The following is a 15,642-nucleotide window of genomic DNA, read 5'->3' as shown; positions in this document are numbered from 1 at the left end:
TTTAATACTTTAATACCTAACCACATCATTTTATAGCCAATGAGCAAATTACCTCATTATAGAGAGGGCTTTCGCGCAGTGACGGGCTCTGGCGAGTATATTGATGATGTACCCACGCCATCCGGCACGCTTTATATGGCGATCTACAGAAGCCCATACGCCCATGCCAAGATACTCAGGGTTGACCTAAGTGGTGTTTTTGAGCATGGTGGTATTGCCTATGGACCTGACGACCTGGCTAAGGTCATTCCTAACCCATTCCCACTGGCTGTGGATGCGCCCATTAAGTATTACCCATTTGCTCGGGATAAGGCTAGGTTCGTGGGCGAACCCATAGCCGTTGTCTTGGCTGACGACCCATACAAGGCCATTGACCTACTTGATTATGTGCAAGTGGATTTTGAACCATTAAGGCCTGTATTGACATTCGAGGATGCGTTGAAGGGTGATTTACTTGTTCATGAGGAGCTTAAGTCCAACGTGGCGATGTACCGGCATATGAAATTTGGCCCCGTGGATAAGGCATTCTCAGAATCGCCGGTTATTATTAAGAGGGAGTTTCGTTATCAAAAGCATAATGCGATGCCGCTCGAGACTTACGGAGTGCTTGCTCACTATAGTGGTGGCGAATTGAACATATGGGCTAATGCCCAGGGACCATTACTAATCACTTACTTCATTAGTAGGGCTTTGGGCTTGTCCACAGGAAGCACCAGGTTATTTTCTCCTAGAGATGTTGGTGGGAGCTTCGGCTCTAAGTACGCGCTTTACCCATACATAACATTGGCGGCAGCCGCGTCAATCCTAAGCGGCAGACCCGTTAAGTGGGTCGAGAGCAGGACTGAACATTTAGTTAGTAGTAATTCTGGTGGGGCTAGGTTAGGCGTTGTGGAGATTGCTGCTACTAGGGATGGAATAATACAGGGATTTAGGTTTAGGTTCTATGAGGATGTCGGTGCATACCCAAGGCCGCCAGATCCCGGTGTTTTGTTTAGGGTTCATGGTAATATGAATGGTGCATATGACGTGAGGGCTATCGAGGTTGAGAACTACGTAATTATTACTAATAAGTTACCAACAGGCCTGAATAGGGCTTATGGAGGACCACCGTTCTACTACATGCTTGAGATCGCGGTTAATGAGTTGGCCCGTGAGTTAGGCATTGACCCACTTGAATTAAGGATTAAGAATTTGATTAGGGAATTCCCGAAGAGGATTGGTGATGAGCATTTCTACGAGACTGTGACCGGTGGGTTATACCCGAGGCAGGACTATGAGAGGGTTGTTAGGGCGATAGAGCCTGAGTATAGGCGTTGGCTTGAGGAGAGGAAGAGGAATCCCAACATCGGTGTTGGGATTGCGGTCCTTATTGAACCAGCAGGCACAAACCTGGGCTATACGGACCTGGCCATCGAACCTAGTAAGCGAAAGTACCCGCACTCAGGGTCTGGTTCTTACGTCACAGTGAGCCTTGACATGAGCGGTTACATTAGGGTCTTTGTTAATGGTACCAATGAGGGGCTTGGTCACGAGACGACGCTTGCGGAGGTTGTTGCGTCTGAGTTCGGTGTTGATCCATCGGTCGTCGTTGTTGAGAATAGGGTTGATACTACGAGGACCTGGACCCTATCAGACGGTAGCTACTCAAGTAGGTTTGCGCCCATTGTGGTTAGTGCAGCTATATTGGCAGCTAGGCAATTGAAGGAGAAGCTGATTAGGCTGGCTATGGCTGCCCTGGGCACTGATAAGGTTGGTTTTGAGAATGGGCAATTCTACGATATTAATAATCCAAGCAAGAGAACAGACCTTAGGAGGTTGGCGTCCTCAGTTAATTGGGATCCCGGATCCCTACCTGAAGGTGTTGATGCAAGCCTTAGCGCTACCGTGTTTTATCAACCACCGACAGTCAAGGCAGCTGATGGCGATAAAATAAACTCCTCAGCAACCTACGCAATACAGGCTCAATTAGCGGTTATAGAGCTTGATCCCGACACATACGATATTAAGGTTAGGAAGTACGTGATAGCCCATGACTCTGGCAGGATCTTTAAGAGGGAGTTCGTTGACGGCCAGTTAATGGGTGGTTTAATGCATGGGCTTGCCCTCACGTTATATGAGGAGTTGATGTACGATGACCAGGGAAATCCATTAACCACAAATCTCGATATCTACGAATCACCAACACTAGCAGAGGCTGTGGGTATGGAGGTGGAGTTCATACACTTCGAAACACCAACTAAGCACTTGGTCTCTGGGGCTCATGGTGTTGGTGAGGGTGCAATGATGGGTGTACCAGCGGCTATCGTTAATGCATTGGCATCAATAATAGGTAAGGCAATCACGGACTTGCCGCTTAGGCCTTACAAGATAATGAAGGCTGTTGAGGGGTGATGGGGATGGCGTACGCGTTAGGTATACCGAGGGGTTTTAAGTATCTGCGTGTGTCGACTATTGATGAGGCGTTGAGTCTGCTTAATGAGTATGATGGTGATGCTAAGGTGCTGGCTGGTGGTATGAGCCTTATGCCAATGCTTAAGCTTAGGATGACTGAGGTTAAGTACTTAATTGATATACTTGGTATTAATGAGCTTAGGTATGTTAGGGTTGAGGGTAATTACCTAAGGATTGGTGCCTTAACGACGCATGGTGACGTTGCAATGAATAAACTAGTGAATGAACATGCAAAAATACTTAGTGAATCGGCTTGGCACATAGCGGATATCCAGGTTAGGAACCTGGGCACAATAGGCGGTAGCATAGCCCATGCTGATCCAGCGGCTAATTACTACCCAGCCCTAATAGCCCTGGATGCCGAGGTGGTGATAAGGGGTGTTGGTACGGAGAGGACGATTAAGGTTTCAGACCTGTATAAGGGGCCTTATATAACTGATTTGAAGCAGAATGAGGTAATTACCGAGGTCAGAATACCATTGAGTGGCTTGAGGGGTGTTTATGAATTCTTTAGGAGGGGTGGCGCCTCATTCCCAAGCGTGATAGTTACAGTTACTTATCAGGAGAGGGATGGCATCATTACGGACTCCAGGATAGCAATAGGCGCGGTTTACCCAGAGCCTGTTTTGGTGAGTGGTCACCTAAATGGCCTTGGGATTAAGGAGGTTGGGGCTAGGGTAAGTGATATTGTTAATTCAATATTCTCATCAATAGATGCTAAGCCCCTTGAGGACACCCACGCACCTAGTGATTACAAGGTTAGGGTTGCCAGGAACCTATTGACCAAGGCATTGATGAGTATAGCTAATGGTTCAATGCAATACCTAAAGACACCCACTAGGGAGGACTTGATTAGGTGGGAGTTTAGGGATGGTGTTGAGTACGTCGGTGAACTCGTTAAGGTTAGGGTTAATGTTAATGGGCAGTGGATCGAGGACCTGGTAGAGCCGAGGCTACTGCTTCTCGACTTCCTGAGAAGACATGGTTTTAAGGAGGTTAGGAGGGGTTGTGATGAGGGTAAGTGCGGTGCATGCACGGTGCTTGTTGATGGTAGGGCTGTCAAGTCATGCATGGTACCAGTGATTAGAGTTTCGGGGCATTCAGTAACCACGATAAGGGGATTGAGTAAGGGTATGGAGCTCCACCCAATACAGAGGGCGTTCCTTGAGGAGTACGCAATGCAGTGTGGCTTCTGTACTCATGGGTTCATGATGGTCACTCATGACTACCTCACAAACATTGATCCGGCTGCTGATGAGGATGTTATGAAACTAAGCATAAAGAATATCTGCCGTTGTACTGGTTATGTCAACATAATTAGAGCCATTAAGAGGGCTTCGAAGTACTTAACCGGTGGTACCTAAAAATTAAAATAAACAGAATATCTCTTTCTATTATTGTTCTATTTAAACTAATGAAAGGTAATAAATAGGTAAGTTACGGCTTGATAGAATAGAAACCTTAAAAGAAGAGTGTTAATGCAGTGCTTTTAATAATGAGTACTTCTAACTCAACTGTTACTCCTACCACCACGTCTTCGGAAATCTTCGGATTCATACCACAGTACATATTCTACACCGTGTTGGCGGCTGTGGTTATAATGATTGTTGGTTATGTAGTTGGTAGGCTGGTTGAAATACTAATAAAGAAGATAGCCTATACCACTGGCCTTGATGCCTTCTTTAGGAAGACATCCATTGGTAGGGCACTACTTAGGAGTGGTTATACTGCCGGTGATTTCCTAGGCCTATTCGTGAAGTGGGTCATATACATCGCTGCCATATTCTACGCATTGCTTGAGCTCTCGTACGTAAGTCCAAACCTCGCCTTCCTATACGACACATCAAAGAGTGTCTTATCATACCTACCCTACCTGGTCTCTGGCGTTATTATATTAATAATTGGGTTGATAATGGTTGATTGGATAAGTGACTATTTTAAGCGTAGTTATCCAGCGAATGATCAATACGCCCAGACACTACTTAATTTCGTTGGTGACGCATTCAGATTCGTACTCTATTACATGGTCATAACAATAGCCCTGAGTGTCATGAAGGTTAATGTGACAATACTCTACATATTCGCCCAGGGACTCGCCTGGGCAGTGGCCATTGGGCTTGGTGTTGCCATAGGCCTGGTACTGGCTGTGCCATTGAGGGAACCATTAAAGAGATTCCTGGAGCGTGAGTGGGTTCAAACCGAGGGTAGGAGAGGTAAGGAGGGTGAGAGTAGTGGTTAAACCAATCATTGGAGTTATAATGTACCAAACAAGTGGTTCCAAGGGGCAGGAACTAGTGGCCCAGAGGATGGTTAAGTGGTTTCTTAGGCTTGGTTATGAGGCTTACCTAATAACGAGTGTTTATCATGATGGTAATGAGGTAGTTAGGAGGAGGACCGTGGAGACTTCACTGGAGGGCTATGTATTTCAGGAGAAGGATAGTGTCATTGGCCTACCCACAATTAGGGTTGATAGTTACATGGCCAAGTGGCCTCCAAGGAGGATCATGTTCAAGAACTTCGTTGATGTTCTCAGGAGGATAGGGGAGGACTTCAGCATTAATTCATTAATAACGCACTCCACGCTTTGGAATGGCCCTGAGGATGCGGCTAAGTACGTGATGTGGAGGAGAATGCTAACAACATTCGGCCTGGAAAGTGGTAATATTTTCTATGGGCATATGAGTCATTATCAACCGCCTGATCCAAATAGGTATGATGTTGTTGAGAGGACGTATAGGCTAACATGGAATCACATGGCCTTCCCAGAGATATTTAAGGCAGCTAACCTAGTACTATGCGTAACGCCACTTGAGGGTGAGGAGATGGTTAGGATGGGTGCAAGACCCGAGCAGATTTACGTGTTTCCAGGGGGTATTGATGATGATGAGGTTGCCGACCTAGGCGCGGTTGACTCAAGTGATTTCAGGGTTAAGTATAGGATTCCCGATGACGCCAAGATAGTGGCTTACCTAGGTACTGTTGAGGAGAGGAAGAACCCACTTGCCGTTGTCAGGGTTGCCAGTATGCTTAGGCATAGGAGGGATGTCCACTTTGTAATTGCGGGTAAGCCTGGCGATCAGTGGGATGAGGTTGTTAGAGAATCTAGGGGTCTCAGTAATGTTACCTTGACTGGTGAGTTGAGTGTTGAGGATAAGAAGAAGTTGATCAAGGAGGCCTACGTGAACATAATAATGAGTAAGATGGAGGCCCTTGGACTGACCCAGCTTGAGTTCATGTATGGTGGTGTGCCCGTAATAACCTCCGCTGTTTACGGGCAGAGGTGGGTTGTTAGGGATGGTGTTGATGGTATACACGTTAATGGCCCAGACGACATTGAGGGCGCCGCTAAAGCCGTAGAGAAGCTCCTTGATAATCCAGACGAAAGGGATAGGATGAGCAGGAATGCCAGGGAAAGGGCCTCACAATTATTAATGAGTAAAATAGTCAAGGAGCTGGCCGTTAAGATCGAGGAGCACCTACGTTAGGGGTCAAGTAGGGTATTATTGAATTGCTCAATTATTGAGTAGACAATCCAAGCCATCTCCACGGCCCATAGGAAGTAAATCAGCGGTGTTATGTTAACAGTGACTCCATACGCACTGATGGTGCTTGGTATTGAGAGGAATATGGCCGTTAGTAGCGTTGCCTCACCGAGGATAACTGGGTAAACAAGCACGTGACCAGCCAATACACCACGTAGAAACGCCAATACCGCAAACACTACGATGAGCATTATATACATGGTGCCCAGTTCAATGAAGCTTAATGTGGCGTGAAGCATGTATGAACTTATTAATGAGTATAGTATTAGCATTAGGATGAGGAATAGTACGTCAGTGACAGCATTCACAGCACCGCTTATTAACCTCTCCCTAACCTTCATGATGGGGTCACCGTATTTGTCACATTAGCGATTCCAGGTATTGAGACTGTTATATTTATTGGGAGAGTTAATGAGGTGATGGGCATTGTTAGGTTTCCAAAGCCATAGGGCTCAATATAAATGCTCCTTGATAAGCCACCCTGCATTATCGTTATTATCACTGGTAGTGGTAATGGATTATGAATCGTGAAGACCAGGTAATACCCACTACCTGTTTGATAAATATTGGCGCTAACGTACTTACTGAGGCTACCCGCCGTTAATGCGGAAACGCCAAGTATAACTATAGTAACCACAAGGGCTAGCACAGCCAATGTAATGACAACCCTCACAATAATGGTCCTAATCACAGGTAAATAAGTCTTAACGCCTTGGTAATTTAGGAATGCTGGATTAAATGGATTAATTAAGTATTTACAGAAAGCTTATACCAATTAAACTCCTGATTCTAAGGGATGCATGGGCAATGATTGAGAAATACCACATTTATCAGGCTGACGCCATACAAGTAGCAACGGCAAAGTCAGTTGGTGCCAATGAGGTTATTACCGCTGATAAGAAATTGCATCAAATATTGATCAATGAGGGACTAAGTACTAAGTACATTGGTTAAGAATTAAGCAATTATAGTGCTTGTAATCCCCTTGTAATGAGTATTGCCCCTGCCCAGGCGATTACGGCTATGAAGGCTACCTTATACGTGACTATGGTGAGCACATACAGCACGCTCTCGAGTGAGGGGGGTTGCGGCATTGATATGCTCGCAAACAGCTCCACATACGCAAGTACTGAAGCCACAAGCAGTAGGGCGATGCCAATCCCAATTAATATCAATCCAATCCTATGCTTCGTGGGGTTTGATGACATATAATTAATGACTATGGACCCTTTTTAATGCATTAACCCTAGATATCGACTACAAAGGTAAGTCTCCAGTAATTATTGGCCTTCCTAATCTCCATCATGTTATACGTCATGGCCTTAACAATTAAGCCCCTATAGCCATGCTTATTAATGTCGAAGTGCTCACCACCAACAGTAGCCCTGACCCTATATGGTCCATTACCCTCAATGCTAATCTCCCTAAAGTAATCGCCGTAGGCGAACTTCCTGCCATCGAATAGGTAAATGAACTCATCAATCCAATTAAACAATAATTGCTCGAGGTCATCTCCCTCAATACTAACCTCAATGAATTCCCTGGGCTCAACCCTATCAATGTAGTAGGTCAGGCCGGCAACACCCAGTGCGGCGTTTTTGAAGGCCTCCTCAAGTGTACAGCCGTAGGCTATCACGGCTACGTCGGCCGTGTGCTCTCCATACTCATACTTGGTGGGTAATTGACATTGCATCAAACTACTGCCATTAACTCCCCTTTAACAACCTTATTTGTTGTGACCTACGTGGGATTAATTTTTAAGTATGTGGGTGAGTCATTAATGTGCATCGTTGGGTTTATGCCATTGACGCATCGGTGAGGTTCTTTATTAGGGATATTAGCTCATTTAGGTTGTTAATTATTAATGCGGCAATACCAATAATGGTGTTGTCAACCTATGAATTACTAATGAACATACTCAATACCTATGCCGAGGCATTAATTACGGTGGCAACCCCATACTCAGGGTCTATAATCAATAATGTAATTCACTTCATAAACTCCATAACCTACCTAGTGGTTGCAGCCTTAATTGTGGTCTTCATAGTGACTTCTATTTTCATGGTTAATGGCCTGGTAAGGAGCCTGGGAAGTGACTTGAGAGCCCTTGCTAATATTTTTAGGTCCAGGGTCAGTATTACTACTTACGTAACATTAATAATGATACTTATTTCAATATACTCATTCGTATTGGGGATCTCAATATCCGCAGTCCTGGTCCTAGTGATTATGAAGGTATTAACAACACTAAATATTATACCAATTATTAATTATGGTATTAGCGTAACGAGCGCCTTACCAGCATTACTACCGTTAATTGGCGTGATAAGTGTTGTGTACATTATCGAAGGCCTCACATGGGTGAGCAGGTATGACGCTCTACCCTAGGGGATTAGCTGTAATCGCATTGTCGATATACCTCACGGCAATAGCCCTCGGCTTAATAGTATCCACGGCAATTGCCATGTATTACTCGCCTCAATTATTCCTGCTGAGTATTGGTAATTTGACTATTAAGAAGGGTGGGTCAATATCCGTATTCACGAGTTGGATACCAATAAGTCTAGCCTACTCACTCAGGGACATGGGCATAGTAGCTGTGCCCGAGGTAATAGTGCCATCGATTATGAATGGTACGCCAGTGATTATTAGGGGTATTGTACCAAGCTACGTTAATTATTACGGCATAAACGCAACGCAGGGTGAATTAGATGAAGGGGCATTGATTGGTTATGAATTGGCCGAGAAGTTCCATATTAAGGTTGGTGATGAGTTAATAATCACATCTTTTAAGGGCGTTACTGATAACCTAACCGTGACAGGGATCATTAAATCCATTAAGTACCCACAAATTAATTATGAGGTAATTACAAACATAACCATCGCTCAGCGCTTGAATTCATTACCATCACCCATAGTTAACGTAATATATGTCAATGCGAGCCCTGAATTAATAAATGAGGTAAATAATGCCTATGGGCTAAGGGTAATTACGCACATTACCAATGGTTCACTCGCCATACTCGACTCCATGAATCACACTGTATTTAATGGGCCCCTCATGAACATGACATTGACACTACCATTTGGTGCGTACTACGTGATTGCATACAATGAGTCAGCAATTACCTGGTTCTCAATGGTGATGCTGAGGAGTAATGAAACTATTGATGTAATGAAGATTCCCGTACTAAGGATAACGAACATGACACGTGCAACACCGAGTGAGTGGGTTATTGCGGAATGGCCCAATGGTTCACTGGTGAGTAATTATTACCTATTGATTTATTATGAAAACGGGTCGCTGGCCTACTCAACAATAGGGAGCGGCATTACGCCAGTATCATTACCAAGTGGTGCGTATAGGTTTGATGTAATTACGGGTTCCGTGTATTACTCTGTCAACGAATACGTGATGCCTGGGTTGAACGTGACAGTGACCCTAACACCCTACTCAATGGTCATGAGTGAGTTAACAACGCATGCGTATAATTACATTACGAAGGTTCTCCCACTAGGCATGGGTTCAGGTCCTGAGGCGCTAATTAGTGCCTTGAGGATTGGTATTGGTACATTTATTGGGGTTATCATTGGCCTATTGGTAATAATGTCCATTGGTCTCGTAGGCATTACCGAGTACTCAATCAATATTAATAGGGAGCTAATTACATACTTAAGACTAAATCGAGTAAGTGTGTTGGGTATGATGACGCTGATTGACATGCCAGTTATAATTACGTACTTGATTTCCACGGCATTGGGGTTAATAACGGCTAATTATCTATGGCCTTTCACGGTTAAGGCAATGGGCTTAAGCATATTGAATCAACCGATTTACCTAATTACGGTGAGTAATTACTACCCATATGTAACCGCGTTCATTGCCATATCAGTACTATTAATAGTAATGCATTTAGCGATTAGGTTTAGGGTGGTGGGTATTGAGTGATGTTGGTATTAACGTGATTAGTGTCTCTAAGTCCTTTGGTGATCATGCTGTATTGAAAGACATAAGCATCGATGCGTTGCCTAACTCAATAACCTGCATAGCCGGGCCGAGTGGTAGTGGTAAATCAACACTGCTGAGAATAGTGGCTGGCTACCTAAGGCCTGACTCTGGTAGGGTGTTGATAAATGGCGTTGATATCTATGAGGACTCGAGAGCCAGTGAGGTAATCAACCTAGTCTCCTACGTGCCGCAGGACGACTTATTGGTGAGTGGCTTGACGATTAGGGAGAACCTTAGGCTAGCCCTTAGGGTTCAGGGACTTAGTAATAGGGACGTTGAGGAGAGGATTAGGTGGATCAGTGGGTTGTTGGGTATTGAGCATGTTCTTGATAAGAGACCTGGGCAGATGAGTGGTGGTGAGAGGAGGAGGGCTTCGATAGCTATTGCACTTGCTAGGAATCACGAGTTCCTCATCATGGATGAACCAACGAATAGCCTTGATAGGACTAACGTGGACCTGTTAATTAGGGTTCTTAGGGAGGAGGCTGGCTTGGGTAGGGTTGTTCTCGTTGCTACTCATGACCAGTACCTAATTAGGAATTCAGATAGGCTTTATATGATTAGGGCTGGTGAATTAACTAATGAGTTTTAGGGCTGTGTATAGGCCCACAGAGTCCTGCTTGAGTAAAGCAAGTCATCATTAGCCAGGGTATTAAGTAGGTAATTACTGGGTATGCTAACCATGCTATAACCCGAACCGTACAGGAAACCTACTCTTACGTTTCTTTCAGTGAGTATGAGGAGACCTGGTGGTGATTCACCATGGAGTAGGTATATTGTTGGATCGGAGGAGTTAATACCACTCATGAATCTTATCATTGGGTTATAACTAATTGATGCATATAGGGTCGTGTTACTCGGTATTAGGTTATTAATGGCTTTGAATTCATCGTAATCTATTATTCTATAAACCGTGAGTGTTGATGATGTTGGTAATGAATACGTGAAGAGCGTTAATAAGGTGAATAAGGGTAATGAAATTAACAGGATTGCAGTAAGCAAATAGGCAATGGCACTTATGGAAGGCCTACGCCTTAGCATTACGGTTATTATCAACGCCGTTGGTATTAGTAGAAAGGGCATTATGAAGTCCAGGGATTTAGAGAGGAAGAGTAGTTCCATTGGGTTATTACCCATGAGTAACACGTAGAGTAGTATGGCGAGTGAGATTATTGTTAGCATAGTGATTACGGGTTTCCTAAACCCATAGAGCGTGAGGTAGAGCGTGGCGAGGAGTATTGGCAGTATATAAGGTATTGATGATAGTACTACCGCCTTATTAAAGCCCTCGAGTACGTAAGGCAGGAACTTACCCAGTGAGAACATGGCTATTAGGGTAATGGCTATGAGGGTGAGGACAGTATAAATCACAATGCGCGATCCCCTACGCATGGCTACGTAATCAATGAGAAGAAGTGCTATTAGGATTGGTGTTGAGATTAGCCCCGGTGTTACAAAGCCAGTGACGCTGAATGCCCTTAGGTAATCCGTGTACCAGTAATAGGTGAGTAGGCCTAGGATTATGACAGTGACTAATAGGTAAAGTCCGTGTTTAGTATTATTACCATTTAAGTAATTACTCACTAATATGGTTATTGCCATTATGAAGGAGTAGGCCAATGCCATTAACAATGTGAAGTGGTGGGCGAAGAGTATTGCTATGAATGACAATACCACAACCACAAGGTTCTGCCTAAAGTGTTTATTATCCATTAATGCCATGTACGTAGCCAGTATATAGGCATAGAATGGGTATTGAGCCGCTGTTTCCTTCATTACCGAGACATCAACGAGGAGCTTAACACTGGTTACCGCGAATAATAGGCCCGTGATTAGCGTTACCGTATTACTTCCTGTTAACCGCCTTGTAAATGATATGAAGGGTAGTATGGATAGGGAGGCCAGTATGTTCACGATATAAAATGACTGCAAGGGCTTTAGATCAAGCACTGATTGTGATAGTGTGAGTAATAGGTTTACAGTGGGCCATTGGTAATTGTAACTGACCATTGATGGGTTTGGTGATGGGCCAAAGAGGTAGCCAGTCCTCAATAGGGTTTCTGAGTGAGCTATGTGGACCCAGGAATCAGGTATGTATGGTAAGCCATTGATAATATAGTTAAGTAGCACTAATGATGTGAGTATTGTAAGGGGTGCAATTACCGACGCTATTCCAATTACTTCTCTATCTTCCTCCATACCAGCTCCTTATTCCATAGATTCCTAATGGAGGCTACCACGAGTATTACCTGGGTGGTTATCCAGGTTCTGAAGAACCTAATCGCTAATAATACCATGCCAATCAGAATTAACACGATTGGTATTATGGCCCCATGCATTGCGGAGATTATTACAAGGACGAATCCAATAACGAAAAGCCAGGGATTAATGAGGTGTAGGTATGACTCATAAAGCATTATTTGCCTATAGTCCCTGGGTAGTTCCTTACCATTAGTAACCATGTACTTTAGAATCCTCAAGAAATGCTGAATCAAGTGCTGAGCCCTCCTAATCCTCCACATCCAATAGCCCTTGCTCGGCACATACTCAATACACCTAACATTCTCGGGGATAATGGCCCTATAACCCAACATTGATATTAAACCAGCCGTGTGACTATCATCAGCACCCACATCCATTGGGAAACCACCAATCTTCTCAAGTAAATCTCTCCTGTATGCGGCTAGTTCCCCGTGGAATATTGCCGAGGAGAACTTCCTACTCTCGGCAATCCTAAGTAATCCATAGTAACTCCTATACTCGGCCTCGACATCCTTATCAGTCCTTGGTATCTTATTACAGGAGACTGCCCCAACACCATCAGTCATTAACCAAGTAACGGCATTCCTAAGAGAGTCTTGGGTCCATGCTGAGTCAGCATCAGTAATCACGATTATATCACCCTTCGCATACTTCAATGCCGTGTTTAACGCATGCATCTTACCCATTCGAGCACCCTCCTCAATAACCCTAACATTAATACCGTCATGACCCTTAATCCACTCATGAATTAACTCAACGGTTCTGTCGGTACTCCCTGAATCGACAATAATGACCTCAAACCTATCCCTAGGGTAGTCCTGGGAGTAAACATTATTGAGTTTCTGGATTATTGCCTTGGCCTCATTATACGTTGGTATTATGACGGATACTAATGGTGGATCAACACTTAACTCGGTTTTATCGCCTGATCTCTTATTTGACCTTAACCAGCCCAGCGCTACTACGTAGTAAATGCTTGGTGTAAGGAAATGCATGGTTATGAATGCAATGCCTAGCTCCTCGATTAATACTAATAGGGTCATCATAGCCCATTCACTAGTAACATGTGTATTACTTACTTATATAAATATGTATTATTAAAATATTACTATCGTCTAAACCGAGATGCATATGGCACGTTCACCGAGTGCCTTGCACATTGGTTCCATGAATAATGCCTGCCCTATCACTATTGTCTCTTCCTTATCGATGTCCTTAATCCTCAATGGTATTAAATACTTAATAATGCTCAGTATGTCTGCATAGTCACCACCACCAATGAGCCTAATGCCCAAATTCTCAATTCTGCCTAGTATCTCATCAATCATGTTGAAGTAATTATCCTTATCAAGCAGGTAATTAGTGACTTCACCATCCCTACTCATAGAAATAACTTCCACCCTTGGAATCCTTGTTAATAACTCAGCCGTTAGGTAAACAAACACCTCCCCAATTTTATCGGCAAAGGTGGAATTCGATGCATAGGACAGTAGGACAATTGGCCCCATTAACCCCTGACTCTGCATTAATTTAATGGTTAATCTATTTAATTTGGCGCTCTTCTTCCAATGAATTCTCCTAATTGGGTCACCAGGTATGTACTCCCTAACCTCCTGAACATTCTCCATACCCAATGATGACATTGACTGAGCCAGAAAACCCCTTACGGCCTCAACAGCCGCCCTCGCCCTAGGAATCACAGTAATGCGCGGATGTCTAATAACCCTAGCAACCCTAATAATCCCTGCCTCATCAATAAGCGTAAGCATGAGCCTAGGCCTCTTCACACCACCGAGTCTATACCTGGCAATTATATTGACGGTACCCTCCCCATCAATACGCAGTTCACTTGGGCTTATAGTTAAGTTCCTCGGGGCCTTAATTCTCACTGTGGCCCTTAACCTAGGCCTTGTAACTATTGTAAGTGGGTATGCGAGTTCAGTACCGGCGTTAGTCCTTAATTCCTTGCCCGGCCTTAACTCTATATTGACCGTGTGGAATCTAATGAAACTCAGCAGGGACTTAATTAATAGGTATAGTGTTGGTACGGCCAGTGATACCGCCACGTAGATCTTTAGGAGGAGTAGTGCTATTGATATTGATGCTGTAAGTGATGATGCATAGAGCCACCAGGGCTTGTCATTACCTGTCCTAAGTGCTTTGTCGAGGGCAAGTGTGGATATTGATGTAAGCGCTATATTAATGGGCGTTGTCACTATTGAGTTCAATGCGATTAATGCAAGGGATATGGGTATTGGGTATCTATCCCAATAAAGCCATGTTATTATGGTCATTACAACGAATAATGAGAAAAGTGGTATATTACCTATGGAGGCTATGGCTGATACTACGGGTATAGTAGTTACGAATATGCGAACCCAATCAGTAATTACTCTCTTATTCATACCTTTACCTGGGTCTCTATATAATGTGGGACTGGCACCTTACCTATTGCGTCGTCAATTATGTTCATGGGTGTTACGGAACCCCTATACTCAGGCCTTAGGAGTATCCTGTGCATTAGTGTTGAGTAGGCAGCGACCTTAACATCATCAGGCAATACATAATCCCTACCATCAAGGTATGCAAGAGCCCTTGAGATCTTAAATAGGCTTATTGGAGCCCTCGTACTTAGCGTCACCTGCACTCTTGGGTCCCTCCTTATCTCCCTGATTATGCCCATCATGTAATTAAGCACTGAGTCATCGACATACACATTCCTTACTTCATTAATTATCCTCATCATATCATTGGCATTGGTAATGTTGCCCAGCGTCATCATCTCACGTTCTATCTTATCTATCTCCCTAACCAGCGCCATCTCCTCCTCATCACTGACGTAACTAATGTATATACTTGACACGAACCTATCAAGTATAACCAACGGCAATTGCTGGGAGTAACCAAGTTCAACCTCTATGACATTCATTGTTGCCACTATTATATGGGGCCTGGGTAGCTCAAGTGGCACGCCATCAATTGTTATCTGTCTCTCCTGCATTGCCTCAATGAGCGCCGATAGGGTTCTCGGGGGCGCCCTATTTATTTCATCAAGCAGTACCACATTTGCGAATATTGGGCCTTTAACAAGTCTTGGTTCTGTATTTGGCGTATAAATCATGAAACCAAGTATGTCGGATGGCAGGGTCTCGTTTGTTACCTGAACCCTCTTAAACACGCCCCCAATTGTCAATGCGATGGTCTTCGCCAGTGTGGTTTTTCCGGAACCCACGGGACCGAGCAGTAGGGTATGACCCTCACTGAGTAGTGTGGCTAGGAGTATCCTGACGGCTTGTTCATTACCAATGAATACCCTTGATATATTATCCCTAATGCGCTTAACGGTATCAATTCCTCTAAAGCCCATACTGGCTACAT

Annotated in this window: 16 protein-coding genes; 8 read left to right on the top strand and 8 right to left on the bottom strand. The window is 44.1% G+C overall.

Going from position 1 to position 15,642, the window contains the following annotated elements:
* Positions 1 to 39: 39 nt before the first annotated feature.
* From VMUT_RS05835 to VMUT_RS05820, 4 genes are all read left to right on the top strand, one after another.
* Positions 40 to 2,391, top strand: a complete 2,352-nt coding sequence (locus tag VMUT_RS05835; protein WP_013604492.1) for a xanthine dehydrogenase family protein molybdopterin-binding subunit — start codon at positions 40 to 42, stop codon at positions 2,389 to 2,391.
* Positions 2,391 to 3,815: an FAD binding domain-containing protein gene (locus tag VMUT_RS05830; protein WP_013604491.1), complete on the top strand. Its 1,425-nt coding sequence runs from the start codon at positions 2,391 to 2,393 to the stop codon at positions 3,813 to 3,815. The genes VMUT_RS05835 and VMUT_RS05830 overlap by 1 nt, the downstream gene beginning before the upstream one ends.
* 131 nt (positions 3,816 to 3,946) lie before the next feature.
* Complete coding sequence (locus VMUT_RS05825; protein ID WP_083805480.1) at positions 3,947 to 4,690, top strand: mechanosensitive ion channel family protein; 744 nt, start codon at positions 3,947 to 3,949, stop codon at positions 4,688 to 4,690.
* Entirely contained in the window at positions 4,683 to 5,936 is a 1,254-nt protein-coding gene (locus VMUT_RS05820) for a glycosyltransferase family 4 protein (protein ID WP_148224684.1), read from the top strand. Before VMUT_RS05825 ends, VMUT_RS05820 begins: the two co-directional genes overlap by 8 nt.
* Here VMUT_RS05820 and VMUT_RS05815 read toward each other — a convergent pair.
* Positions 5,933 to 6,334 carry a hypothetical protein gene (locus VMUT_RS05815; protein ID WP_013604488.1) on the bottom strand — a complete coding sequence of 134 codons (402 nt, stop codon included), beginning with the start codon at positions 6,332 to 6,334 and terminating at the stop codon, positions 5,933 to 5,935. The genes VMUT_RS05820 and VMUT_RS05815 overlap by 4 nt on opposite strands.
* On the bottom strand, positions 6,331 to 6,666 hold the full coding sequence (locus VMUT_RS05810; RefSeq protein WP_148224683.1) for a hypothetical protein: 336 nt from the start codon (positions 6,664 to 6,666) through the stop codon (positions 6,331 to 6,333). Before VMUT_RS05810 ends, VMUT_RS05815 begins: the two co-directional genes overlap by 4 nt.
* A gap of 80 nt (positions 6,667 to 6,746) precedes the next feature.
* Here VMUT_RS05810 and VMUT_RS12475 point away from each other — a divergent pair, with 80 nt between their 5' ends.
* A complete protein-coding gene (locus tag VMUT_RS12475; protein WP_308507380.1) occupies positions 6,747 to 6,947 on the top strand; it encodes a PIN domain-containing protein in 201 nt (66 codons plus the stop codon).
* Between the two features lie 11 nt (positions 6,948 to 6,958).
* Here VMUT_RS12475 and VMUT_RS05800 read toward each other — a convergent pair whose 3' ends face one another.
* Together VMUT_RS05800 and VMUT_RS05795 are read right to left on the bottom strand one after the other, a co-directional pair.
* Positions 6,959 to 7,201: a hypothetical protein gene (locus VMUT_RS05800; protein ID WP_013604485.1), complete on the bottom strand. Its 243-nt coding sequence runs from the start codon at positions 7,199 to 7,201 to the stop codon at positions 6,959 to 6,961.
* 38 nt (positions 7,202 to 7,239) lie between these two features.
* On the bottom strand, positions 7,240 to 7,686 hold the full coding sequence (locus VMUT_RS05795) for an archease (RefSeq protein WP_013604484.1): 447 nt from the start codon (positions 7,684 to 7,686) through the stop codon (positions 7,240 to 7,242).
* Between the two features lie 89 nt (positions 7,687 to 7,775).
* On the opposite strand from VMUT_RS05795, the gene VMUT_RS05790 reads away from it, so the two are divergent.
* The 3 genes from VMUT_RS05790 to VMUT_RS05780 are packed head-to-tail and all read left to right on the top strand — an operon-like array spanning position 7,776 to position 10,594.
* Entirely contained in the window at positions 7,776 to 8,381 is a 606-nt protein-coding gene (locus VMUT_RS05790) for a hypothetical protein (protein ID WP_013604483.1), read from the top strand.
* Complete coding sequence (locus VMUT_RS05785) at positions 8,365 to 9,942, top strand: ABC transporter permease (RefSeq protein ID WP_013604482.1); 1,578 nt, start codon at positions 8,365 to 8,367, stop codon at positions 9,940 to 9,942. The genes VMUT_RS05790 and VMUT_RS05785 overlap by 17 nt, the downstream gene beginning before the upstream one ends.
* The gene (locus VMUT_RS05780; protein WP_013604481.1) at positions 9,935 to 10,594 is read left to right on the top strand and encodes an ABC transporter ATP-binding protein; all 660 of its coding nucleotides are present in this window, start codon (positions 9,935 to 9,937) and stop codon (positions 10,592 to 10,594) included. The genes VMUT_RS05785 and VMUT_RS05780 overlap by 8 nt, the downstream gene beginning before the upstream one ends.
* On the opposite strand, the gene VMUT_RS05775 is transcribed toward VMUT_RS05780, so the two are convergent.
* From VMUT_RS05775 to VMUT_RS05760, 4 genes are all read right to left on the bottom strand, one after another.
* Complete coding sequence (locus tag VMUT_RS05775) at positions 10,591 to 12,201, bottom strand: hypothetical protein (RefSeq protein WP_083805479.1); 1,611 nt, start codon at positions 12,199 to 12,201, stop codon at positions 10,591 to 10,593. The two genes, VMUT_RS05780 and VMUT_RS05775, sit on opposite strands and share 4 nt — an antisense overlap.
* Positions 12,180 to 13,310 carry a glycosyltransferase gene (locus tag VMUT_RS05770; protein WP_013604479.1) on the bottom strand — a complete coding sequence of 377 codons (1,131 nt, stop codon included), beginning with the start codon at positions 13,308 to 13,310 and terminating at the stop codon, positions 12,180 to 12,182. Before VMUT_RS05770 ends, VMUT_RS05775 begins: the two co-directional genes overlap by 22 nt.
* 69 nt (positions 13,311 to 13,379) lie before the next feature.
* Positions 13,380 to 14,669 carry a DUF58 domain-containing protein gene (locus VMUT_RS05765; protein WP_013604478.1) on the bottom strand — a complete coding sequence of 430 codons (1,290 nt, stop codon included), beginning with the start codon at positions 14,667 to 14,669 and terminating at the stop codon, positions 13,380 to 13,382.
* Complete coding sequence (locus tag VMUT_RS05760; protein ID WP_048056902.1) at positions 14,666 to 15,631, bottom strand: AAA family ATPase; 966 nt, start codon at positions 15,629 to 15,631, stop codon at positions 14,666 to 14,668. The genes VMUT_RS05765 and VMUT_RS05760 overlap by 4 nt, the downstream gene beginning before the upstream one ends.
* Between the last annotated feature and the right edge of the window lie 11 nt (positions 15,632 to 15,642).

Source organism: Vulcanisaeta moutnovskia 768-28, assembly GCF_000190315.1.
In the GTDB taxonomy this organism is placed as follows: Archaea; Thermoproteota; Thermoprotei; order Thermoproteales; family Thermocladiaceae; genus Vulcanisaeta; species Vulcanisaeta moutnovskia.
Note: the sequence above shows the minus strand (reverse complement) of the source record. Positions and strands in the feature narration are given on the sequence as shown.